The sequence below is a fragment of the Crateriforma spongiae genome (assembly GCF_012290005.1).
GTDB lineage: Bacteria > Planctomycetota > Planctomycetia > Pirellulales > Pirellulaceae > Crateriforma > Crateriforma spongiae.
In genome coordinates, this window is sequence record NZ_JAAXMS010000006.1 from 527449 (window position 1) to 552985 (window position 25537).

Consider the following 25537-nt stretch of genomic DNA (forward strand, 5'->3'; position numbering starts at 1 on the left):
GATCCGATCCACAAGTACACCACTCAAAACCCAACGGGGCGATAGGCCGAGCACCCGGAAAAGAGGCCTGACCCCTTTTCGGGCATCTGTAGGTGATGCTCCGCATCACAGAGACGCTTGCCTTCGACCCAACGGGTACGAAGAGCCGCCAATTGCCTGTCGATATCACGAGCCACCGGATCCGATCCCCAAACCCATCACCCAAGACCGCAGGGTCGACAGGGCAAGTACGCCGAAAAGAGGCCTGACCCCTTTTCGGGGCTCGGAAAAGAGGCCTGACCCCTTTTCGGGGCGAGGTCAGACGAGTTCGTGTACGACGTGGCCGTGGACGTCGGTCAGCCGGTAGGGACGCCCGGCGTAGGTGAAGGTCAGGCGTTCGTGGTCGATGCCCAACTGGTGCAGGATCGTCGCCTGGATGTCATGGACGTGAACGGGGCGTTCCACCGGATGAAACCCCAGTTCGTCGGTTTGTCCGATCGTTTGACCGCCGCGGATGCCCCCGCCGGTCATCCACATCGTGAAGGCTTGGGGATGGTGATCGCGACCCAGGGAACGCCCCAGCGCCGCACTGGCTTCGACCATCGGCGTGCGGCCGAATTCGCCGCCCCAAACGACCAGCGTTTCATCCAGCATGCCCTGGCGTTTTAGATCCGCGATCAAGGCCGCACAGGGTTGGTCGACTTCGCTGCATCTCGCCCGCAGACCCTTTTCGACTTGGCTGTGGTGGTCCCAACCGGCATGGTAAAGCTGGATGAATCGGACGCCCCGCTGGGCCAACCGTCGCGCCAGCAAACAGTTTTTGGCAAAACTGGTTTCTCCGACATCCTTGATCCCGTATTGCCCAAGCGTTTCGGCGGATTCCGATGCCAGATCCATCAGCTCCGGTGCACGCGTTTGCATCCGGTATGCCATTTCAAACGCATCAATGCGGTCTTGGATCCGCTCGACGCCGGTATCGATCATTCGCCGCTCGTTCAAACGCCGGATCAAATCAATCGTGTCCCGCTGTTGTGTCGGGCTGACCGACTGGGGCGTTTGCACGTTCAAAATCGGTTCGGATCCGCCACGCAGCGGTACCCCCTGGAATTGACCGGGCAAAAAGCCATTGCTCCACATCGCCGCGCCACCGGACAGATTGCCGCCACTTGTCAGCACGGTGAACCCGGGCAAATCATCGGCTTCGCTGCCCAGACCGTACGTCAACCAGGCGCCCATCGACGGACGACCCGGTAAACCGCTGCCTGTGTTGACAAGCAGTTGCGCCGGAGCGTGATTAAATTGGTCCGTATGCACCGTACGAACAAAGGCAAGATCGTCGGCGACCTTGGCCAGATGCGGAAGGCGATCGGAAAGTTCCGCGCCGCTGTCGCCGTGTTTGGCAAAGGGAAATCGAGGCGATAAAACGGCGGCATCGGGCTGGATGAACGCGTAACGTTGGCCTGCAATGACCGAGGGTGGGATCGGTTTACCGTCCAGTTCGACCAGCTTGGGCTTGTAGTCGAACAGATCCAACTGGCTGGGCGCACCCGCCATGAACAAATAGATCACCGTTTTGGCTTTGGCCGGATGGTGGGGCACCTCATGGGGGGCCGATTCGGCACGCAGATCACGATCGCCGGTCAACAGCGAAGCCAATGCGATCTTGCCGAGGCCGATCCCGCACGTTTGGAACAACTGGCGTCGTGTCGTGTTCATGCCAATGATCGTTGTGGAAAAGGTGGGTGGGCAAATCGTCCGCGAAGGAACGTTGCGATGCGTCGGGGATACGAAATCGTGTGTCACGGGATCGTGATCGATTCGTCTAGGTTCATCACCGCGCGGACCACCAACGGCCAGCTTTGGTGTTGTTCGTGAAATTGAAGTAACGCTTGGACTTCGTCCTTGTTTGGTTTGCGGACTAGAACGCGGCGGAAAATGGTGGTCGCGATTTCGCCGGGGCCCGCGTTCGGCATGGCTTGCAACACATCTTCGGAGAGACGCTGGGCGATTTCAAAGAACATTGGATCGTTCAGCGTGGTCAATGCCTGCAGCGGGTTGGTGCTGTTTTGACGCCGGGGCACACACTGTTCGCCGGTCGGTCCGTCGAAGGTCAAGAACGCTGCGAACGGTGCGGTGCGCTTGCTGAACGTATAAATTCCGCGTCGATATCGATCATCGCCGGTCGATGTGGGCCAAGCCGGGCTGCCATAGGCGGTCTTCATCACCGCGGCCGGCTGGGGCGGGTAGACACTGGGCCCGCCGAAGCGTCGGGTCAGAACGCCGCTGGCGGACAGCAGCGAATCTCGCAACGTTTCGGCCGTCAATCTTCGATACGGGAACACCGACAACAGCCGGTTATCGGGATCCGACACCGGAGGTCGCCCGATCGATTGACCATAGGTGGATGAAAGGGCCAGATCGCGAATCAGCCGCTTGGCCGACCAACCACCATCGATCCAGCGGATCGCCAGATGATCGATCAGATGCGGATGGCTGGGCGATTCACTTTGCGTCCCAAAATCGCCATCGGTGCGAACGATGCCGGCGCCGAACAACTGACGCCAATAGCGATTGGTCATCACGCGTCCGACCAGCGGGTTCTGCTCGCTGGCCAAGAAGCGTGCCAAGGCCAGCCGATCAAAAGACGCGGGCTTGTTGGCATCTGATGTGGCGGAAGCGAACAGTGACAAGTTTCCTGGCGCGACGACTTCCGCGGGTTGCAAGTATTCGCCGCGATGGTGGCGGTGAGTCTGCCGAGGCATTGCGGCGGGACGTTCGGCCATGACAAGACCACGCACCACATCACGTTTTGGCCACGACCATTTTCCGCGAATTGCTTTGCAGTGATCGCTGGTGCGCAAGAACCAATGGCGAAGATCCGTTGCCAGAGCATCCGGTAATGTTTCCGAATCGCCCAAAGCCAAAAGCCGATCTTCCAAATCGGCCGGCAGTTGCACGGCGCTGGCACCGGTCGTTCGATCCGTCACGGAGACACGAAAATGCCCCAGCGCCGCGGCAAAGTGACGTTCAAACAACATGCCGATCGACAGTGTTTGGCCCGCAACCAGCGGTTTGGCAAACTGAATCACCAAGTGGTGGGCTTCGCCGGGGCGTCCCGAGGTGGACCAGCCGGTGGAACCCTCACCGTCGATCACATTGTTACCGGTCGCTGCACCGGAGCCCACGCTTAGCTTTCCATAGCTTTGCGTCGCATTCCGCAATTCCATCGGTTCGCCGTCGGCCGTCGCGGTCAACTCGCTCAGAAAGAAATCCCCGCGGCGGCCCTCGTAATACGCCATCCCGGGTCCACCGGCGGGCAGCGAAGGGTGCGGCAGTGCATCGATTCGAATCGCGGTCGCCTGGCCGATCGACTCGGGAATACGGAACGATAGCTGGTACTGGTCGCGTTTGGTCACATCGCCGCGTGCCAACACCGAACCGTCGTCTTGGACGGTCAAGATCGGCTTGGTCGAATCCAGCGTCTGTGGACGCAGCGTGGTCCAGGAGGTCAGCGATCGCCGCTGGGCGGTGACGAATTCGTCGAACGATTCACGCAGCGATCCATCATCGCCCAAGTGTTCGGCGGACCAACGATCCAGTTGCATGCGCGCATGATCGACCTTGCGTTGAAAGTCGGCTTCGGCGGATTCGTTTTTGACGACTAGATCGGGTTCATCCGCATTGTTCAGCACTGCGAACAGTCGGTAATAGTCCGTGTGTGTGATCGGGTCATACTTGTGCGTGTGACACTGGGCACAACCGGTGGTCAGCCCCATCCAGACCGTTCCCGTGGTGGCCACGCGGTCGACCACCGACAACCAGCGATATTCCAGCGGATCGATCCCGCCTTCTTCATTCAGCATCGTGTTGCGATGAAACCCCGTGGCGATCCGTTGGTCGTCGCTGGCTCCATCGACCATGTCACCGGCCAACTGTTCGATCGTGAACTGATCAAACGGCATGTCGTCATTGATCGCCGACAAGACCCAATCGCGGTACGGCCACATCGTGCGAGGTCGATCTTTTTCGTAACCGTTGGTGTCGCTGTAGCGTGCAAGATCCAGCCAAGGTCGGGCCCACTGTTGGGCAAAATCGGGCGATGCCAACAAGCGATCGACGATGCGTTGACGTGCCATCGGAGAATCATCCGAGACAAAGCGATCGACGTCGCCCGGCGTGGGCAACGTTCCCGTCAGATCCAGATAAACGCGGCGCAGCCAAGCGACGTCATCAGCCGGCTGTGATGGCGAGAGATCCTGGTCCTTCATCGCTTGCAGCACGAAAGCGTCCACGGCATCGCTGCACCAGGGATCCGTGTCGGCAGGCGGTGCCTCGGGGCGTGTCGGCGGGACGAACGCCCAGTGTTGTTCGTACGCCGCGCCGTCGACGATCCATTGACGCAGAATGTCTTGTTCGTCAATTGAAAGCGGGCGGTGACCGTCGGCCGGCGGCATCCGAATGTCGGGATCGTCCGTTGTGATTCGAAGCCACAATTCGCTGGCATCGGGATCGCCGGGAACGACGGCGGCATAGCCGCCCAAATCCGCTCGGCTGCCGTCGGCGGTATCCAAACGCAGGCCGGCTTCGCGCGCCTGGTCGTCGGGGCCATGACAGGTGAAGCAGTGTTTGGCCAAAATCGGCCGGACATCACGACCGTACTGGGCGGTGGACGCCGGCCGTGGCGATGCGGCGCGTCGTGGCGATTCAGCGTGACTGGTGATGCCGGTGACACCGCAAACGATCAGCGCGGCAACGACACGACAAAGGGTGGGGCTGTGGGCGGGATGCATGGCAACCAGTTTACACCGCAACCAGCCCGTTCATGGGGCTTAATCGGTGCTTGTCTGCCCGCTTGCGATGGCTTCGGACGGATCAATCGACGCCGGCGTCTGTGATGGTGAACTTGGCGCCGGGGACGTCGTCGCGGATCCCGCTTTTACCGACTGGCGGGGCGCCTCCCGAGACTCGTGGTTGATTTCTTCCTTCGCTTCCTTGGCCTCCAGCGCACCGACGTAAATCTCGTGGGCGACCAAGGTGATCATGCCGAGCACCAGCGGCAAGAAGAAATACAGCACACGAAAGATCAGCACCGCGGCCAGTACGGGTTTACCGACCGTATCTTTCAGCAACGCGTACAGGATCAATTCCAAAACACCCAAGCCGCCCGGGACTTGGGTGATGATGCTGATTGTGATCGCCACCAGGAACGCCGACAGGACCAACGGGAACGGCACATTCGCGTCGCTGGGCATGCACAGGTATAGCGTCATCGCGCTGATGATCAAATCGACCGCTGCGACCGAAGCCTGGGCGATGGCCAAGCCCGGTCGTGGCAAACGCAAATGAAGTTTGCCGATCGGCCAAGGCTTGCGCCACAGAAAACACAACGTCGTGTAGGCGACGGCGATGGTCAGTAAGCCAACGCCCAGCGTCCGGGTGCCGAACGGAATCGGAACGTCGGCCGGCAACTGGATCGGGCTGAGAACCAAAACGGTGCCGCCCAACCAGGCCAGCCCGCTCCAGAACGTTAGCGCCAAGACGCTCATCATGCCCATCAGTTGATGATGGCTCAGCCCGAACTGGCGGTAATAGCGATAACGAATCGGGGCGGCCGCCAGCAGGGTTCCCAGATTATTTCCCAGCGAAAATCCCAGGAACGAAACCAGCATCACCCGCGGCAGGGGTAACGGACGCAGCACATATCGCAATGCCAGGATGTCGTAACAGGTCAGCAGCCCGTAATTCAGCGCGACCAAGAAAGCTGCGATGCCCAAGTACATCGGGTCGACGCCGACCAAACCACCCTTGAATTCTTCCCACGTGATTTCTTGGGCTTCGTGGATCAGCAAACGGATCGCCAACAGAAACAGACCGATCGCAAAGACCGGCCCGATGGCGTTTCGTAGGTGATGCTTTTTGATCAAACCGAAAGGTTCCGTCGGACGCAAACGCGGCAATGGGCAGGGCGCCGGGATTGTGCGTTACGTCACGGACATCGAAAAGAGGGGCACACATGTCGGCCCCATGACGGTGGTTGCCGGGGTAACCGACCGTCAGGGTGGTGAAACAACATTCGGTCTGCCGGGATCATTCCGGCTGATCAAATTCGGTCATCTTGAAACCGGTCCGTTCGTCCAACGCTTCATAGAAACCGCGTCGGATTTCATTGTTTTCCGTATTGGTCAAGAACTGGGCCATCATCCGCTCGCCGCGTTGCAGGAAACGGTTGCGGAGTTCTTCGACCGACGGCTGGAAGGAACGCGGAACGATCACGTAGTAGACACGCTGGGGGGCGTTGGCCGCGACTCCCGCGTTTCCGACTTCCGTGTGGAACGTTGCCCGCATGAATTTCGGACCGACCGAATCCAATTCCGGAACGTTGCCGATCGTCATCTGGCCGAAACCCATCATGTTCATCCAGCTGAACGGACCCAAGCCGGTTTTCAGTTGGTCTTGTTTGTCATCCGGAATGGCTTCTTCCAGCGACTTTTCGTTTTCAGCGGCGACCTGTTTCGCGATTCGTGTCGCCTCTTCCTCGGCGAACTTGCGTGCTTCGCGGGTGCGGATGGCCATGATGACCTCGTCGCGGGCTTCCTCCAGCGTCGGTGCATAGCTGTCGATCTGGTCGGTTTTCCACGACACGTACGTCTTGCTGGCGGTCAGGTCGACGGTGACCAGCGGTGACAAAACGGCTTGGCCTTGCATGCCGCCGCCGCCGAACATCAGGAACGCGTAGGGCGGTCCACGTTGATCCAACGAAGTGCCCGTTCCGACGCTGTTGCCGATCGCTTCATCCGCAATTTCTTCCGCGTTGCGTTCGCCGATGGTTCCGTATTCCAGTCCCAAATCGTCGGCCAGTTTTTTCAGATCCGGACGTTCCGGAGCGTCGGCCTCGGTCGCCGTGCCGACCGCCACGTTGCTCTCGTGGATCGACAGTTCGCTGAAGTAGCGTTGCATCCGGCTGCGGACCTGCTGGACGGCTTTGTCCAATTTTTGGGCCGCGATCGGTCTCGCCAAGTCGTCCAGAATTTCGTTGCGGACGTCTTCGAAAGATTCCGCTTCGTACTCCGGTTCGCCTTCGCCGTCGTCGGCATCCGCTTCGGCATCGGTCGCCTGGGCGTCTGCGGAGTCCGCATCGCCGGCGTCGTCGGCCGTTTCGGTGTCCTCCGATTCGTCTTGGACCAATGCGACGAGGGTGGTGCCGTTGCCAGGCGAACGGATCGCCGCGCCGTCTTCCTCAGCGGGTGCGTCTTCGCCCGATGCCTCTGGTTCAGCCGGTGATTCCTCGGCGGGTGCTTCTTCCACCGAAGTTTCCTCGGCCGAAGTTTCTTCAGCAGCCTGCTCTTCGACCGTCGTTTCTTCGGCCGGTGCTTCCTCACCGACGGGTTCTTCGGTCATCGGTTCCTCGGCCGCCTCTTCGGCAACCTCCGCCATCTCTTCCTCGGCGGCGGCTTCTTCTTCCGCTGCCTCTTCTTCGGCGGCCGCCTCGGTGTCCATGCCCAAGTCCAGCAGGTCTTGGTCGGCTTCCGGTTCGACCGGCAGGCGGAAATCACCGCCGTCCAGGCGACGCTGGTATTCCGCCTTCAGTTGTTCTTCGGTGAAGTTATCGATTTCGCGATCGATGAAGGTGTTCAGGTTGGCGGCAACGAATTCGAATTCCGCAACGGTGGGACGGCGGAAACCCGGTTCGGGCGATTGGTCGTTGGGCAACACGTCCTTGCCGGCTTCGTAGACCTCCTTGATGTCCGATTCGCTGGGGTTGGGATCGGTTTTGTCGATGAAGTCGGCAACCAGCACGCCGTAGGCATCGACGGTGGCTTGTTGGCTGAGCTTCAAAAAGTTTTCCCACTGCTGGGCGGGGGTGACGATCGGGATGTCGCCCATGCCGGGGATCGAACCGGCGGCCAAGCCCGAATCAACGCTTTGCTGGAACGCCTGGGCCAGCAACAGCTGTCGCAAAACGTCGTACAGGTGGTATTGCCCCAGCCGGTTTCGGGTCGACTGCATCAGACGGCTGATGATTTCGCCGTCGGACATCGTGCCGTCGGTGAATTGTTGCAACCAGTATCGGATCGCGCCGTCATCCAATTCGAAGCCGGCTTTTTTGGCTTCGGAGGCAAATTGCAGCGTTCGCACCGTGGCGAATTGGCTGGGCGCGGAAAAAATCCCCAAGTCTTCGACCTGGTTCGTCTGGGTGTTGTAGCGGAACCCGGCGGTCCGCGGCGTGCCTTGGCGGCGGATCGTTTCGTCGGCCAGTTCGTTCAAAAAGCGAACGACGCTGTTGTGACTTTGGGTAAAGTAATCGACCCGCGACGCTTTGACCGGGGTGCCGTCAAACGTCGCAAAAACCGGGTCGGCGCCGACGGTCGCCCCACTTTGCAGGTACGACTGCAGGGCCGGCAAAACCACAAACGCGAACAACGCCAAAAGGGTCAGCGCCACCATCAATGGCTTCAGGTAACGCCTAAAAATGACAAACGGACTGCTGCTCATGCCTGTGCTTTCAGACTTGCGATGGATTTGACGGGCGGTCTTGACAATTCTTCTACGTGTCCCAACTCTCTTTGGGCCAAGCCGCCAAAGGTATCGCCACCACTTTTCTAGGGTCAAGGCGAGTAATACCGCCCACACCGAAACGAATTTCGGTTTCCGCCACCCAACTGACATCCTTTCAACGCTGAGCCCCATGGCCGAAACGACCGCGAACGCTAATTCAGGCAAACAGGGAAAGAGCCTGGTGATCGTCGAATCGCCGGCCAAAGCGCGTACGATTAGCAAATTTTTGGGCAAGGGATACCAGGTCGAGGCCAGTGTTGGCCACATTCGCGACCTGCCCGGTGGCGCCAAAGAAATGCCCAAGAAGTACAAAAAAGAACCTTGGGCCTATCTGGGCGTGAACACCGAACAGGATTTCACGCCGATCTACATCGTCCCGGCCGACAAAAAGAAACAGGTCGACAAGCTGAAAGCCGCTCTGGCCGACGCCGACAGCCTGTACCTGGCGACGGATGAAGACCGCGAAGGGGAAGCGATCAGCTGGCACTTGCACGAGCTGCTGAAGCCCAAAGTGCCGGTGCACCGTCTGGTTTTCCACGAAATCACCCGAGAAGCGATCCAAAACGCGTTGAATTCGCCTCGCGAAATCGACGACGGTCTGGTCCGCGCTCAAGAAACGCGTCGGATTCTGGACCGCTTGTACGGTTACGACGTTTCGCAATTGCTGTGGAAAAAAGTCGGTCGGGGACTATCGGCCGGCCGCGTGCAAAGTGTCGCGGTGCGGCTAATCGTTCAACGCGAACGGGAACGCATGGCGTTCGTCGACGCGACGTACTGGGACTTGGAAGCCGTCTTCAAGACCGCCGCCGGTGAATCGTTGCCCGCCACGTTGTCGGCAGTCGGCGGACGAAAGATCCCCAGCGGAAAAGACTTTGATTCGACCAACGGGCAACTGAAAAATCCCGAGTTGTTACAGCTCAGTGAATCGGAGGCCGCGGATCTGGCGACGCGGTTGAAAGAGTCCGATTTCGAAGTCACGTCGGTGGAGGTCAAGCCGTTCACCGAGCGGCCGAGGGCTCCGTTCACGACCAGCACGATGCAACAGGAAGCCAACCGCAAACTGGGCATGACCGCCCGGCGATGCATGCAGGCGGCCCAGCGGTTGTACGAAAACGGTTACATCACCTACATGCGGACCGACAGCACGACGTTGTCGACCGAAGCGGTCAACGCGGCACGCAACAAAGTCCTCAGCGAATACGGCGAAAAATTCCTGCACAGTTCGCCGCGGGTTTACAAAAGCAAAGTCAAAAACGCCCAGGAAGCTCACGAAGCGATCCGGCCCGCGGGTACGGATTTCCGGTTGCCCGAATCGGTCCGCGGCGAATTGGAACGCGATCAATTTCTGCTGTACGACTTGATCTGGAAACGCACGATCGCCTGTCAAATGGCCGACGCGCAAAAGCAGCGCATCAGCGTGGTGATCGAAGGCGGCGATGCGACCTTCACCGCCAGCGGAACCAGCATCCTGTTCGAAGGTTTCTTGCGGGCCTATGTCGAAGGCAGCGATGACCCGGCCAAGGAATTGGCCGACAAAGAACGCTTGTTGCCGCCGGTCAAAACGGAAGACCCGCTGACCGCCGATTCGCTGGATCCGAAAAGTCACACGACCCAGCCGCCGGCGCGTTTCAGCGAAGCTTCGTTGACGCGAACGCTGGAAGAAAAAGGCATCGGTCGCCCCAGTACGTACGCGTCGATCATCGAAACGATCCAGAACCGCGATTATGTCTACAAAAAAGGCAACGCGCTGGTTCCCAGCTGGACCGCGTTCAGCGTCGTCCGGTTGATGGAAAACCACTTCGGCCCACTGGTCGATTACGAATTCACCGCCCAGATGGAAGACTATCTGGATTCGATCAGCCGCAACGAAGCGGAGGCGTTGGAGTATCTGAAGAAGTTTTACTTCGGCGATGAATCCGTGGCCGAAGGCGGGGAATCGAAATCGATCGGCCTGAAACCTCGTTTGGAAAGCAAGGTCGAAGAAATCGATCCGCGGGTCACCGCCAAATTCTTGCTGGGTGTTCCCGAAGACGGGCCACACCGCGAAGAAGTTTTTGTGCGGGTCGGCAAGTACGGACCGTTTCTGGAACAGGGGGAACGCAAGGCGCCGATTCCCGACGGCCTGGCACCGGATGAACTGAACCTGGCCCTGGCCATGGAACTGTTCGAACAGGCGTCCAAGGAAGACCAACCGCTGGGCACGCATCCCGATACGGGCAAGCCGATCTATGTGAAGGTCGGTCGGTTCGGGCCGTACATCCAGTTGGGCGAAAACGACGACGAAGAAAAGAAGAACAAGTCGTTGCTAAAGGGCATGTCGATCGACGACCTGACATTGGAAACCGCTTGTCAGTTGTTGTCGTTGCCACGGACGCTGGGCAATCATCCCGAATCGGGCCAGCCGATCGAAGCCAACGACGGACGTTACGGGCCGTACATCAAATGCGAAAAGGACACGCGTTCGCTGCCCGCCGGCGTGTCACCGCTCAGTGTGACCTTGGACGAAGCGATCGCGCTGTTGAAACAGCCCAAGACTCGGGGGCGTGCGGCACCGAAAGAGCCGATCAAGGTTTTCGAACAAAAATCACCCGTCACCGATAATGAAGTCAAGGTGCTGGAGGGTCGCTATGGACCCTACGTTACCGATGGTGAAACCAACGCATCGACGCCCAAGGGCACCGACCCGAAGGAATTGAAGTTCGAAGACGCGTTGACGCTGTTGGCCGAACGGGCCGCTCGGGCGCCGAAGAAAAAGAAAAAGGCCAAGAAGAAAGCCGCCAAGAAAAAGGCGACCAAGAAAGCGGCCAAGAAGAAAACCACGAAGAAGAAAGCGGCAAAGAAAAAGGCCGCCAAGAAAAACACCAAGCTGAAAGGCTTGCCCAGCGACGAATAGCACCGCCGGCTTTGCCCGCGACGGTTCTGATCAACCGGTCGCATGCGGTCTTCGGCGGCAGACAACGTCACCGTGATTCGTCTATCCTGTTTGCCCTTCCACCCTTTTTGAAATCTCGAAACGTTAAACGGAGCCCCCATGGCTGGAATCGAACGCGTCCGCGAAATCAAACGTCTGCGCACCCGTCGCAAGAAGACCAAGTACCTGGTCAATCGTGCCAAAAACGGCTCGATGGAAAAAGCCGAAGTGATTCGCAAGCTGCGTGCGTTGACCCCGGGCGCCGAAGACATCATCAAGCGTGAAGGCCTGGCCTGAACCTGACGAGTTTTCGTTCGGTTTGCCCCGGTCTGGCCGCTTCGGCATCGGATCGAACGTCCGGCGCGGCCGATTCTTTCTTCATTTTTTTGGCGAACCGTGTGCCGGCATGTGGCGTAGCGGAGCCAAAAATCTGTGATGGTATGTCCTCATTCATGCCCCACCCGCAAGAAGTTAGCTGATGACAGAAACGCCTGCTGAACAGGCTTCTAGCGAGCCCACCACCGCGGCCAAACGGCCGATGATCGAAGCGATCGGACTTTCCAAGTTCTACGGTCCCTTCGCCGCCAGCCGTGACATCACCTTTTCGGTCGGCGAAGGCGAATTGGTCGCTTTCCTTGGCCCCAATGGTGCAGGCAAAAGCACCACGATGAAGATGTTGACCGGTTACATCGCGCCCAGCGAAGGTGTCGCGAAGATCGCCGGGCACAACATGATGGAAGACCGAATCGCCGGCAGCCGTCGTCTGGGGTACCTGCCCGAAAGCGGCCCGCTGTATTACGAAATGACCCCGATGGCGATGCTCAGTTTCTTCGCCGACGCCCGTGGGCTTTCATCGGCGATCAAGAAAGACCGCATCGACAAAGTGGTCGACATTTGTGACTTGTCGACCGTCATGTACAAACCGATCAGCAAGCTGTCCAAGGGTTTCAAGCAGCGTGTCGGCATGAGCCAAGCACTGTTGCACGAACCCGACGTGTTGATCTTGGACGAACCGACCGCCGGTCTGGATCCCAACCAGATTCGCGGCGTCCGAAAAACGATGCGACGGCTGAGTGAAACCAAGACGATTTTGCTGTCGACGCACATTCTGCAGGAAGTCGAAGCGATGGCCGATCGTGTCGTGCTGATCAACGAAGGTCGTATGCGTTACGACGGCAGCGTCGAAGGTTTGCGTCAGCGCGGCGACGGTGACCTGGACGATGCGTTCCATTCGCTGACCCTTGGCGAAGCGATGGAACCGTCGGAGACTTGATCGGTCCCCGCCGCCCGGCCGGCATCATCCGGCTCCGGTGCGTCGGTTGGTTTGGACCCTCTGGGCCATCAACCGGCCACTTCCGCGGCTGATGCTTTGTCGGCCGACGTTCGCGGCCGACAGAAATTTGGTTCGGCCAGAATGCCGGACTGGAAAACACGGGGCGACCCGTCACCGGCAGCCTTCGGTTCTTCGCACCGAATGTGATGCGGCGACTGGACCATCCCCTTTGCAATGCGTACCCACCCAATTCCATGACGAAAGATCGACTTTCGTCTGACCCACTGAATCACCACCATGGCACTCGACAACGTTACATCCGCCTTGATCAGTTTGCTGATCATGGACCTCGTGTTTTTGTTGGTCTTGGTTGCCGTCGTCGCATTATTGGCGGGCACCAAGAAGGCCGCGTTCGCGGTGATGAAACGAAACTTCGTCGGATACTTCAGCAATCCGACCGGTTACGTTTTCCTGTGCATCTTCGTCTTCCTGACGTCGGTCGCCGCGTTTTGGCCCTATGAGTTCTTCAACAGCAATTTGGCCACGCTGGATCAACTGAATTACTGGTACCCGTTGATCATGCTGGTCTTCATTCCGGCGATCACGATGTCGATCTGGGCGGAAGAAAAGCGTCAGGGGACCGATGAATTGCTGCTGACACTGCCGGCCGACGACTTCGACATCGTGATCGGTAAATACATGTCGGCGGCCGCGATTTTCACCGCGTCGCTGCTGTTCAGCCAACTCAGCACGTTCACCACGCTGGCCATCTTGACCCAAGGCGGTCTGGATACCGGGCTGATCTTCACGACATACTTGGGCTATTGGTTCGTCGGATTGACGATGATCGCCATCGGCATGATTGCGTCGTTCCTGACGGGGAACTTGACGGTCGGGTTCATCCTGGGGGCTCTGTTCAATGCCCCGCTGGCATTCGCGTCGCTGGCCGATTCGATCAGCCCCAACCGTGCGATCGCTCAGTGGATCGCCGGCAGCGGAATCGCTCGGCCATTTGATGATTTCGGTCGCGGCGTGATCAGCAGTTCGTCGGTCGTCTACTTCATCCTGGTTGCCGCAGTCGCCCTATACGTTTGCATGATTTTGATCGGCCGTCGCCACTGGACCGGCGGCAAAGATGGCAGCGGGATGGTGTGGCACTACCTGGCCCGGACGCTTGCCCTGGTCGTCTTCACCGTCGGTGCCGTTTTGGCGTTCCGAAACCAAGACGTCGTTCGGCACGACGCGACCGAAGGCAAAGTCAGTTCGCTGGCCGGTGCCACCAAGGACCTGATTCAAAACTTGGATGCCGATCGGCCGATCGTCGTCGATGCTTTCATCAGCAGTGACGTTCCGGAACTGTACGCCAAGACGCGGTACGAATTGATCAACCTGTTGAAGGAGTTCCGCAGCGAAGCCAGCAAACGCGGCCGAACGATCGAAGTCAACTTGTACGACGGTATCGAACTGTTTAGCGAGGAAGCCGCGTTGGCCGCCGAGCGATTCGGTATCGAACCGGTCGAACGAATGGTCCGCGAAAAGGGGGCATTTCAACAGAAACAGTTCATTCTGGGTGCGGCGTTCAAATCGGGGCTACAGAAAGTGACCGTGCCCATCTTTGAGTATGGCATTCCCACCGAATACGAACTGGTCCGCAGTATCAACACGGTCGCCAGTGGTGCGAAGAAGCGTCTGGGATTGGTCACCACCGATGCCAGGTTGATGGGCGGCGTCGTCACCGCGGGCATGCAAATGCAGCGTGTTGAAAAGCACCCGTTGGTCGACGAGTTGTCCAAGCAGTACGAAGTCGAAGAAGTCGACATGAATTCGCCGGTCACCCCGGGCATGTACGACGTGTTGGTCGCGGTTCAGCCGTCGTCGTTGTCACCGCCTCAATTCGAGCGCTTCGTCGATGCGGTCAAAGCGGGCGTGCCCACGGCGATCTTCGAAGATCCGTTGCCGGTCGGTCGCAGCTACATCACCCCCACCGGTCGTCCCAAACAGGGTGGTGGCGGTATGGCCGCGATGTTTGGCGGCGGACAACAAGAACCCAAAGGCGACATTCGCCAACTGTGGGACGTGTTGGAATTGGACGTTCCCGGCCAACCCAACATGAACCAGCTGTATGATTCCAAGTTGGCTTGGCAGGCACACAACCCGTACCCGAACTTGGCCGAATCCGCCAATGAATTGTGGGTCTTCATCGACGAAAATCAGCAAGGCCTTCGCGAAGGCGACGCGATGAACGATGAAAGTCGCATCACGTCGGGACTGTCCCAAGTCTTGGCGATCATGCCCGGTGTGGTCGACGGGAAAAGCGAATCAAACCTGAATCACATCCCGTTGATGTCGACGGGCGAAAACAGTGGTTCCTTGTCCTACACCGAAGTCGAACAGGCGCTCAACACTCGCCAGCCGATTTCGCAACTGATCAATTCCGTCCAGCCCGGCCGTCACATCGCGATCGCGATCGAAGGCAAGGGCGGCGACGAAGAGGATGACACCGTCGATGAAGGCGATGCCGAATCCACCGATGATGATCAGGCGGACGCCAAGGATCATCCGATCCGTGCCGTCTATGTCGCCGACACGGACTTGATGTTGCCTGATTTCCTGTTGATCCGGGCCGATCCGAACGCCGCACAAGATGTTCGGTTCCAATTCCAAAACGTGACCTTCATCCTGAACGCGATCGACTGGCTGGCTGACCAGACTCAGTTCATCGACGTGCGAAACCACGAACCGATTTTTGCCAGCCTGAAGATGATCGACTCGGTCAAAGACCAGGCGATGGGCGACGTGCGTTTGCGATCCAAGGAATTCCAAAACGACTACGACGCCGCGGTCCGCGAAGCAGAAGAAAAGATGCAAAGCGAGATTCAGTCGCTGCAGAAGGAAATCGAAAAGCTGACCAAGCAAAGCCAGGACGGAAAGATTCCGACGTCCGTCCTGCGTGAAAAACAAACGACGTTCGCGATGATGCAGGAAGCACAGCAACGAGCGTTGGCGGTCAAAACCCAAAAGTTCGAACGTCAACGGGACAAAAAGGTCCAGGAAATCGAACGCCTGGCTGACCAGAAGGTCACCGAGATCCAAAACAAAGTGAAAACCGCCGCGGTCGTTTTGCCGTGTATCCCACCGTTGGTCATCGGCGTCATCGTCTTTGCGTCACGTCGATTGCGTGAACGCGAAACCATCACCAAGGCACGATTGAAATAGCGTCTTCGGACCCTCGAATCCAAAAGCACAGTTTTTGATATGAACGAAAACACCAAAACCGGAATTTTTTGGGGGGCCGCCGCTGTCATGATGGGCATCGGCGCGATGCTCGCTTGGCCCACCAAGACGACCAACGAATTGGATTCCGTCATCGGGCAACCGTTGTTCGGCGAATTCAAAGACCCATTGGCGGCACAGAGTTTGCGCATCGTTACGTACGACGCGGAACAAGCCAAACTGAAACCGTTCGAAGTCCGCAAGGACGGGGAAACCGGGCTGTGGACGATCCCGTCACGCAGCGGTTATCCCGCCGACGCGGTCGATCAAATGACCGATGCGGCCAACGCACTGGTCGACCTCAAAATCTTGGACATCCAAACCGAGAATGCCGAGGACCATGATGATCTGGGCGTTTTGGAGCCCAAGTTGGAAGACTTGGAAGGCGGTGAAGACGGCGTCGGACGCTTGGTGACGTTCAAGGATTCGTCACAAAAGACCCTGGCATCGCTGATCGTCGGTTTCCCCGTCAAAGACGAAGAGGGCAAGATCTATGTCCGCAAACCTGGTGAAGATCCGGTCTACGTCGTCAAACTGGACGATTCGCCGCTGACGACGAAGTTCCAGGATTGGATCGAAGAAGATCTGTTGCAGCTTTCCAGCATTGAAATCAGCCAGGTCCAAATCAAAGACTACACCGCATCGCTGAACGCGACCATCAACGGTTTGACCGTCCAGTGGGACCGGAATTTCGAAGCCACCGCCTCGGTCGATGGCAGCGATTGGTCGATCGACCAGTTGTTGGTGTACGACGCAAACAATCCGCAAGCCGAACCCACGCCGGCGGAGATTCCCGAAGACGCTTCGGCCAACAAAGAAACCTTGGACGAAATGAAGAACGCGTTGGATGATCTGCGGATCGTCGACGTCGTTCGAAAACCCGAAGGGATGTCGGCAAGCTTGAAGGCCGACGAATCGCTGGTCAGCAATAACGAAGCCCGGCAATCATTGCTGGATCGGGGGTTCTTCCCGGTCGGCGATGACATCATCAGTGCTTATGGCGAAACCACCGTCACCCTGGACGATGGCGTGCAATACGTCCTGCGGTTCGGCGATGTGACGGGGATGACCGAAGAACAGGAAGATGCATCGGAGGATGATGAAGAAGGATCCGACGAAGAAGCGTCCGGAACCGGTGTGAACCGCTATCTGTTGGTGACCACTCGTGTCAAAGACGATTTCTTTCCGGCGCCCGAACTGGATGAAGTCCCCAAGGATCTGGACGACCTGGACGCGCTGATGAAACAACGTATGGAAGCGTCGATGCCGGCCGAGCCGACCGAAGCCGAACAACCGGAAGACGAGGCAACGCCACAAGAGGCGGACACCGCCGAAGCGGAATCTTCGCCAAGCGACGAATCGGAGTCGATGGAAGCCGACGATGAATCGGCGGCCAGTGAAGAAGCTGAGGAGCCGTCGGCCGACGAAGGATCGGAAGAATCGACGCCGTCTGAGGAAGCATCGACCGAGGAAGTATCCGACGATGCGGAGGATGCCGATGGCGACGATTCGCAGGCCGACGCACCCGAACAGCAAACGGTCGAAGGCGAAGCGGAAGGCCAGGGCAGCGGCGGTGGTATGCAGGCCGACGATGAATCAACCGCCGATGACGCCGGGCAGGCCCCTGAAGATGAGGCTTCGGAAGAAGAGGCCGAGGGCGATCAAGAGACCGCTTCGCAGGAAGACGCCGCTTCTTCTGACGAGGCCTCGGATGACACTTCCGAAGCAGCACCGGAGACCTCGGACGAAGGCGATGACCAAATCTCCTATGAGGACATGACCGAGGAGGAGAAGCTGGAGTTGCTGGAAGCCGAGCAGGAGAAGATCACCAAGGCGAACCAACGCAAGTTGGATGAACGCAAGGAAAAAGTGGATGCCGCGGCACGCCGCGTTCGCGAGCTGAACGAAAGGTTTGCGGATTGGTATTACGTGATTCCTGAATCCACTTACCGTGAATTGCGAATCAGCCGCGATGATCTGTTCGCATCGGAAACGGACGATGCGGCTGCCCCGGGTGGACCGACTGCACCGGGCGGGATGCAATTGCCAAGTGGTCCCAGCTTTGGGATGCCGCCCACGCCTCAGACGCCCTGATCGAATCGTCCGAACGTCGCTCCGGCGATTCAAATTTTCGCTAATGGCCTCCCTATTTCGGGAGGTCATTTTTTTTGGGCTTTCACGCGGCAAACGACACCTGACGATTGGGCGTTGATTGGGTTTCAGGGGCTTTCTTGATCCCTCAGGCAGGGCGTGGCACCATGGCACATGTGCTGGTGAATACCCACCCAATGCTCAGATTTTTACCGAGGTTGCCAACCACTCGTTCGGATCGTACCGAATCTACGGTCGTCCTTTGTTGCGCAATCGCGAACCGTCCGCCCGTCTGTACAGGTTTGGTGCGGTGACGGGACAAATGAGTGCTAGCGTTGAATCAGATGCGGGACGATCGGTTCTCGCACTGGTCTGTGGTGGGAATACCGAAGCGAGCCTGGAATACAAAACATGAACGCGTCAGGCTTGGGGCAGTTGTCGGGTGAATCCTTCAGCGACAGTCATGTGATTGCCTGGGCGTTTGGGGCAGTGGTTGCCGTCGGCCTGGATCGTGCTGTCCGCTATCTTCGCGAATCACGCCAACGAAAAACCGAACGCAAGCCCATTGATTCGCCGGCCAATCTCAGCACTCAACATTTGCTGGATACGATCGTTAATAGCATCCCGAGTTCTGTGTTTTGGAAAGATCGTGATTCGGTCTATCTCGGGTGCAATCAAGCGTTCGCCGATGCCGCAGGCTTGGCCGATCCCGCCCAGATCGTGGGGCTGACCGATTTTGATCTGCCCTGGTCCAAGGAAGAAGCCGAGTTCTATCGGCAATGTGACCGCGATGTCATGGAGCGTCGTCAAGTCATTTTGAATCTGGAAGAACCGCAAACGCGCCCCGGCGGGCAGGTCGAAGTCTTGTTGACCAGCAAAACGCCGCTGACAAGCGAAGACGACGATGTTATCGGCATCGTAGGCATCTTCAGTGATATCACTGAAATGCGTCAGGCCCAGGCACAGCGAGACCGCTTGCTGGTCGAAGCAGCTGAGTTGGCCCAAGTGATTCGTGATTCACCCGACGAAGTGTTCATCTTTTCTCGCGATGACTTGCGATTTGTCGACGTTAATCAAGGTGCCTGTGACGCAACCGGTTACAGCGTCGAAGAATTGCGTCAAATGACGCCAATGGACTTGCGGCCTGACTTTGACGAACAGGAATATCGATCACTGATCGAACCTTTGGCGACGGGCGAAGTGTCGCATTTGGAAATCCAAGCGACGCACCAAGATCGTGACGGCAACACCAGTCCTGTCAAAGTTAACCTTCACGCGACGGACTATCGTGGGAAAGCCGTGTACGTTGCCTTCGTCAGTGACTTGACCGAAGTGAAACGGTTGGAACAGCGGTTAGTCCAGGCACAGAAACTGGAATCCATCGGTCAACTATCAACGGGCATCGCCCACGAAATCAATACACCGATGCAGTTCTTGCACAACAATGTTTCGTATTTGAACCTTTGTTGTTCGCGGCTGTTCGGCGCGGTCGATGGGCTTCGTGACATTGCGTTGCAAGCGGATTCGCTTGATCTGGCGGCGCGGGAGCAATTGGTTGCCGATCTGGAATACAAGTTCAACCTGGATCACACACGCAGACAGCTTTCCCAGGCGATCAGCGACAGCGAAGATGGCATTGATCGGACGGTCCAGATTTTGGAGGCGATGAAACAGTTTTCGCATCCTGGCGTCCGGGAACGTTCCGGGTTCGATTTGAACGAGATGGTGCAGAGCACCCTGACCATTTCACGACATCGATGGAAGGATTCCGCAGCAGTGGAGGTCGATCTGGCCGAACCGCTGCCCGTGGTTCAGGGGTATCCCGCCGACATCGGCCAAGTGATTCTGAACCTGGTGGTGAATTCCGTTGACGCGATTGAAGATCGTTTCGGCGACTCTGGCAAAGGATTGATCCGGATCAGTTCTTGCGAAGACAACGGCGGTGTTGTCTTGACAGTACAAGACGACGGCGGCGGGATCGACGAAGCGATCATACACCGTGTCTTCGACCCGTTCTTCACGACCAAGGAAGTCGGCCAAGGAACTGGGCAAGGTCTTTCGATCTGTCATGACGTCGTCACGAAGATGCACGGCGGTCAACTGGAGGTCGACACGGTGCCGGGTGACGGCACAACGTTCAAAATGTGGTTGCCGGCGGAAGCCCCGGCGGTGGAACCCGAACTTGAACCGAGCGTGACCGACCAGCAATTAGCAATGCTGGGATTTTGACGCCGCATCGACAATCGCTGCCGCCGCAACTTTGCTCACCGCGGTCCACATCGTCGCCTTTCGCTCCGCGAAAGTAGCGTCCGTGAATGAAGCCCCATCACCGATCCGGCATTGCACCGCCAGTCGCTGCCGCCGCAACTTTTCCCACCGCGGTCCACATTGTCGCCTTTCGCTCCGCGAAAGTAGCGTCCGTGAATGAAGCCCCATCACCGATCCGGCATTGCACCGCCAGTCGATGCCGCCGCAACTTTTCTCACCGCGGTCCACATCGTCGCCTTTCGCTCCGCGAAAGTAGCGCAAACAAATCACCGACACCGGCAACGAACGTTTGCACCTGCCAAATCGCGTCACGCCAGCAGGTCGCCAATCACATTGCCCTCAACATCGGTCAGACGAAAATCACGACCTTGGTGTTTGAACACCAAACGTTCGTGGTCGATCCCCAATTGATGCAGCATGGTCGCGTGCAAATCGTGAATGCTGACCGGGTTTTCCACCACGTTGACGCTGTAGTCGTCGGTTCGGCCGTATTGTGTTCCGCCCGCGACACCGCCGCCGGCCATCCACATCGTGAAGCAACTGGGGTGATGGTCACGTCCGTAATTCTGTGGCTTCAGTTCGCCCTGGGAATAGATCGTGCGACCGAATTCGCCGCCCCAAACCACCAAAGTGTCGTCCAGCATCCCCAGCTGTTTCAAGTCACGCAGCAGCGCTGCGGTTGGTTGGTCGGTGTCTTTACACTGTTTGGCGATTTGTGCCGGCAAGTTGTTGTGTTGATCCCAACCCTGGTGAAAAAGCTGGATGAAACGGACGCCTCGCTGCGCCAGCCGACGAGCGATCAGACAGTTAAAGGCGTAGCGACCGGGTTTCGTAGAATCTGGACCATAGCTTTCCAATGTCGCAGCGGTTTCATCGGAAAGGTCCAGCAATCCGGGCACCGAAGTTTGCATCCGATACGCCAATTCGTACTGACCGATCCTGGCCAAGATGTCGGCATCGCCGCGATCCTGGTAACGAAGCTCGTTCAATTGATTCAGCCGCTGCAGCATTTCATGACGGTCCTGTCGCGAAACGCCCGGAGGATCTTGGATGTCCAAGACCGGGTCGCCCTGATTGCGAAACTTCACGCCCTGGTGTTTGGTCGGTAGAAATCCGCTGCCCCACAGACGATCGTACAGCGGCTGGCCTGCCCGTCCGGTCCCACGGCTGCTCATCGCAACAAACGTCGGCAGGTCTTCGTTTTCGCTGCCCAAGCCATAACTAAGCCAAGCACCGATACTAGGCCGGCCGGGAATCTGCGAACCGGTCTGCTGGAATGTGATCGCGGGATCATGATTGATCGCCTCGGTGTGCATGCTGCGGATCATGCACAGGTCGTCGGCCATCGAAGCGGTATGCGGCAACAGGTCACTGATCCAAGCCCCGCATTGGCCGTGTTGTCGAAACTTGAAATGGGTGGGGGCGACCGGAAAACTACTTTGAGCGCTGCTCATTGTCGTCTTGCGATCATCGGGATAGACGCTGCGGGGCACGTCCTGGCCGCGCCGGTCCGCCAGCGCGGGCTTGTGATCGAAGAGGTCCATTTGTGCCGGACCGCCAGACTGGAACAAAAAGATGACCCGTTTCGCCTTCGGTCGGTGATGCGGAAGCATCGGCAATCCGCCGGATCCCAGCAAATCACGGCTCAGCAAGCTGGAAAGCCCCAGTGTTCCCAGGAACAGGCTGCGTCGGCTCAGTGGCGTTGGTTGCATGGCGTATCAGAGACGAAAGATGCTGAGAACGAACAATTACACATGCCTGAAACTTTGGTCGGTCATCCACAGACCCCACAACGTATCTCAGGTGCAAAAAGGTGTCACTTGTAAACCCGTCATGGTTTGGTGACCGCTTCATCCAAGTTCAAAATTGTTGATGCGACCATGGTCATGGCGGCATGCTCTGGTGCCGACGCGACACCGGGGCCGACGGCTTCGCCGGTGTCCAACAACTGCTTGGCCGCCGGTTTGTCTCGAGAATACACGTCCAGGAAATGATCGTGGACTTCTTTCAAGACTTTGCTTTCGGCATCCACCGGCGGTCGGCCACACACCAGACGAAAACCGTGGTCGATCGGCGTATCCGATTCGGTCATCATCCGACGCGCCAGCCATTTCGCGGCTTCAACGAACGTCTTGTTGTTCATCAACGTCAACGCCTGCAGCGGTGTGTTGGTCGACTGGGTCTGCACGGCACAGACTTCACGATCGGCCGCATTGAAACCGACCATCGTGGGTGGCGGAATCGTTCGTCGCCAATAGGTATACAGGCTGCGTCGAAACAGGTCGCCGCCATTGTCTTGCTGGTATTTGTTGTTGGACATGGCCGACCAAATTTTGGGCGGCATGTAAGGTTTGACCGATGGGCCGCCGACATTCCGGACCAGCAAACCGCTGCTTGCCAAAGCGGCGTCACGAATCTGAAACGCAGTCAAGCGAACCCTCGGAAACCGGCTGTACCATTGATTGTCGGGATCGTTTTTCGCTGACCGCTGTGTCAGACGACTGGATTGTTGGTACGTCTGGCTATCCAGGATCAAACGTTGGATCGCTTGGATATCCCAGCCCGATTCGATCAGCTGATTGGCCAGGTAATCCAACAGTTCTGGATGGCTGGGCGGAGTGCCTTGCACGCCAAAATTGTCAGGTGTCGGGACCAGACCGCGTCCGAAGAAATGCTGCCAGATTCGATTGACCGCCACCCGCGCGGTCAGCGGGTGATCGTCACGAAACAGCCAACTCGCCAATTCCAATCGATTCGATGGTGGTGATTCATCGGAACTGGCCATGGTCGCAAACGCCGCCGGGACATCCGCGCGGACTGGACGATTCTTGTCCGGTTGGTCGTAGCGTCCGCGTGCAAGTACGAACGTGCGCCGCGGTTGGTCCAATTCGTGCATCACCATCACGGTCTGTGGCGAACCAGGTTGAGGACGCCGCAGTGCATTGCCCGCCGCTTCACGTGATCGTCGCAATTTCACCGGTTCAGGCGTGACGAATCGATCCTCATCGTCTGACAGCAGAGGCCAGCTTTCTGGGACCGGAACAAACGGCGGACTGTTACCGTTGTTCGGGCCGACACCGGTTTCCGCGACGTTGTTGAAATAAGCGAACAGTTGGTAGTAGTCTTGCTGGGATATCGGATCGTATTTGTGGTCATGGCAGCGTGCACAGCCGACCGTCAGCCCCAGAAACACGGTGCCGAAGGTGTCGACACGATCGGCCACATACTCGGTCCGCCACTCTTCCGGAATCGATCCGTCTTCGGAATTGATTCGGTGGTTTCGATTGAATCCGGTGGCGATCTGTTGCCGCAGCGTCGCCGCCGGCAACATGTCACCGGCAAGTTGTTCGATGACAAACTGGTCATAGGGCATGTGGCGGTTAAACGCGTCGATGACCCAGTCACGCCAAACGTGTTGGTACCGGTAGCGATCGTTTTGGTACCCATCGGTGTCGGCGTAGCGTGCGGCTTCCAGCCAAGCCACGGCCATGTGTTCGCCATAAGCGGGCGTTCGCATCAATCGTTCCGTCAAACGTTCGACGGCCCGTTCGGGAACGTCGTTGCAGAACCGTTCGATCTGTTCGACCGTCGGAGGCAGGCCGGTCAAGTCCAGGGTGATGCGCCGGCACAACGCGATCGCGTCGGCGGGGGCCGAGGGGGTGATCCCTTGTCGCCGAAGTTCGCGCAAGACAAATTGATCCACCGGAGATGTCGACCAGTTGTCATCTGGCACCCGCGGAGGATTCACATTGGCAATGGGACGAAATGACCAATGCCCGTCATACGGGGCGCCTTGTTCGATCCATTGACGAAGCGTTTCGATTTGCTCCGTCGACAGCGGTTTCTTGACGGCCGGCGGCGGCATCACCATGTCGGGGTCATGCTCGATCACCCGCAACCACAACTCGCTGGCATCGGCGTCACCCGGCGCCACCACTGACATGGCCGATTCGGACTGGTCCAACCTCAGACCGGCTTCGCGTGTTTGTTCGTCGGGACCATGACAGGCGAAACAGTGATCCGACAGAATGGGCCGTATATCGCGGCTGAAACTGATCTGTTCAGCCGCGCCGAACGCCACAACGTGCGTCGTCGCGGCGATCAACAATGCGATGCGTGCAACCAACGGTGAAAGGCGAAAGGCGGCGGTCATAACGGGGCGGGGCAGGCGGGCATTGCGATAGGTGGGGGCGGGCGAATTGCCGCAGATCCACTTTATCACAACCAGACTCTGGTTTCGCCCAAAACCGTGCTACCGGACCGTCTTCAAACTTCGCCGTTGTCCCGCTGCGATTCGGATCCCCACGGCATCGCATCGAGAAGGTCGATGCCGATTGGCCGGTCGGTGGCGACCAAATTCGCTTGGTTCCGATCGATCATTCGCCTGGATCGATTGGCTTTTCGTACCGCACGCGATAAACGGGAATGGCGTTTTCGCGGCTGCGTTTTTCAAAGTGGGTGTGATAGTCCAGCGCGTGCGTCGATTCCGCTTGTTGTTCAGGGATCGGGACGCCGAATCGGGGGACTTCCGCGGCGATCATTTCAATGGTGATTTCGAAATAGTCCAAGACATCGGTCCAGAAATGAAAGCGACCACCGGGACGAAGGGTGCGATAAAAATTTCGCACGCTGTTTTCGTTGACCACGCGGCGACGACGGTGACGCTTCTTCCACCAGGGATCCGGAAAATAGACGTGTACCGCAGCCAAAGATTCATCGGGGATCCGCTTTTCAAACAGCGGTTCGGCGTTCCCCGAGACCATCAACGCGTTGCCCGGAGGCGGTGTTTGACCCGTCAAATCGGTTTCCACCGGCTTGCGATCGGGATCGGCGTGCCCGTGCGCGGTGGCGATCCGTCCGGCGGCGTGTCGGGCATACCGATCGGCAATCTCGATGCCCAAGAAATCATGGTCCGGCTGGCGTGTCGATGCGGAAGCCAAAAACAGTCCTTTTCCAGATCCGATTTCGATTTCCAACGGCCGCTGATTGCCGAACAACGATTCGCTGGTCAGCGTTTCGGGCAGTTGGTCGGTGGTGCGAAACCAGGGACCCCAATCGACGTGGTGGCCGGGAAGACGAATGGTGCTGCGGGGCATGGGCGCGAAGGGATCGGCGGCGTGTCAAAACGGGGTGAATCGGACCGGCATGACGGATCGCCCCATCGTCGCGACTGGATGGATCACGTC

13 protein-coding genes are annotated in these 25537 nt (G+C 58.2%); 6 read left to right on the forward strand and 7 right to left on the reverse strand.

Features of this window, described 5'->3' with window-relative positions; genetic code table 11:
* Positions 1-297: 297 nt before the first annotated feature.
* From HFP54_RS18355 to HFP54_RS18370, 4 genes are all read right to left on the reverse strand, one after another.
* Complete coding sequence (locus HFP54_RS18355; RefSeq protein ID WP_168566265.1) at positions 298-1695, reverse strand: DUF1501 domain-containing protein; 1398 nt, start codon at positions 1693-1695, stop codon at positions 298-300.
* A gap of 83 nt (positions 1696-1778) precedes the next feature.
* Positions 1779-4769: a PSD1 and planctomycete cytochrome C domain-containing protein gene (locus HFP54_RS18360; RefSeq protein ID WP_168566266.1), complete on the reverse strand. Its 2991-nt coding sequence runs from the start codon at positions 4767-4769 to the stop codon at positions 1779-1781.
* Positions 4770-4808: 39 nt separating this feature from the next.
* Complete coding sequence (locus HFP54_RS18365; protein WP_206036284.1) at positions 4809-5903, reverse strand: putative bifunctional lysylphosphatidylglycerol flippase/synthetase; 1095 nt, start codon at positions 5901-5903, stop codon at positions 4809-4811.
* Between the two features lie 163 nt (positions 5904-6066).
* Positions 6067-8472 (reverse strand): hypothetical protein, encoded by a 2406-nt coding sequence (locus tag HFP54_RS18370; protein WP_168566267.1) that lies wholly within the window; start codon positions 8470-8472, stop codon positions 6067-6069.
* Positions 8473-8665: 193 nt separating this feature from the next.
* Between HFP54_RS18370 and topA the strand changes: the two genes are divergently transcribed.
* The 6 genes from topA to HFP54_RS18400 all read left to right on the forward strand — a co-directional run bounded on the left by topA (position 8666) and on the right by HFP54_RS18400 (position 20312).
* Positions 8666-11428: a type I DNA topoisomerase gene (topA, locus tag HFP54_RS18375; RefSeq protein ID WP_146414063.1), complete on the forward strand. Its 2763-nt coding sequence runs from the start codon at positions 8666-8668 to the stop codon at positions 11426-11428.
* A 138-nt stretch (positions 11429-11566) separates the two neighbouring features.
* On the forward strand, positions 11567-11743 hold the full coding sequence (locus HFP54_RS18380) for a DUF6800 family protein (protein ID WP_168566268.1): 177 nt from the start codon (positions 11567-11569) through the stop codon (positions 11741-11743).
* A gap of 181 nt (positions 11744-11924) precedes the next feature.
* Positions 11925-12719 carry an ABC transporter ATP-binding protein gene (locus HFP54_RS18385; RefSeq protein WP_145296793.1) on the forward strand — a complete coding sequence of 265 codons (795 nt, stop codon included), beginning with the start codon at positions 11925-11927 and terminating at the stop codon, positions 12717-12719.
* A 297-nt stretch (positions 12720-13016) separates the two neighbouring features.
* Entirely contained in the window at positions 13017-15935 is a 2919-nt protein-coding gene (locus HFP54_RS18390; protein WP_146414062.1) for a Gldg family protein, read from the forward strand.
* A 39-nt stretch (positions 15936-15974) separates the two neighbouring features.
* A complete protein-coding gene (locus HFP54_RS18395) occupies positions 15975-18086 on the forward strand; it encodes a DUF4340 domain-containing protein (protein WP_168566269.1) in 2112 nt (703 codons plus the stop codon).
* Between the two features lie 408 nt (positions 18087-18494).
* Complete coding sequence (locus tag HFP54_RS18400; RefSeq protein ID WP_168566270.1) at positions 18495-20312, forward strand: PAS domain-containing sensor histidine kinase; 1818 nt, start codon at positions 18495-18497, stop codon at positions 20310-20312.
* A 347-nt stretch (positions 20313-20659) separates the two neighbouring features.
* Here the strand turns inward: HFP54_RS18400 and HFP54_RS18405 are convergent, their stop codons facing one another.
* The 3 genes from HFP54_RS18405 to trmB form a co-directional block, all read right to left on the reverse strand.
* Positions 20660-22063, reverse strand: a complete 1404-nt coding sequence (locus HFP54_RS18405; protein WP_168566271.1) for a DUF1501 domain-containing protein — start codon at positions 22061-22063, stop codon at positions 20660-20662.
* 119 nt (positions 22064-22182) lie between these two features.
* On the reverse strand, positions 22183-24504 hold the full coding sequence (locus HFP54_RS18410; protein WP_168566272.1) for a PSD1 and planctomycete cytochrome C domain-containing protein: 2322 nt from the start codon (positions 24502-24504) through the stop codon (positions 22183-22185).
* 223 nt (positions 24505-24727) lie between these two features.
* The gene (gene trmB / locus HFP54_RS18415) at positions 24728-25447 is read right to left on the reverse strand and encodes a tRNA (guanine(46)-N(7))-methyltransferase TrmB (RefSeq protein ID WP_168566273.1); all 720 of its coding nucleotides are present in this window, start codon (positions 25445-25447) and stop codon (positions 24728-24730) included.
* Between the last annotated feature and the right edge of the window lie 90 nt (positions 25448-25537).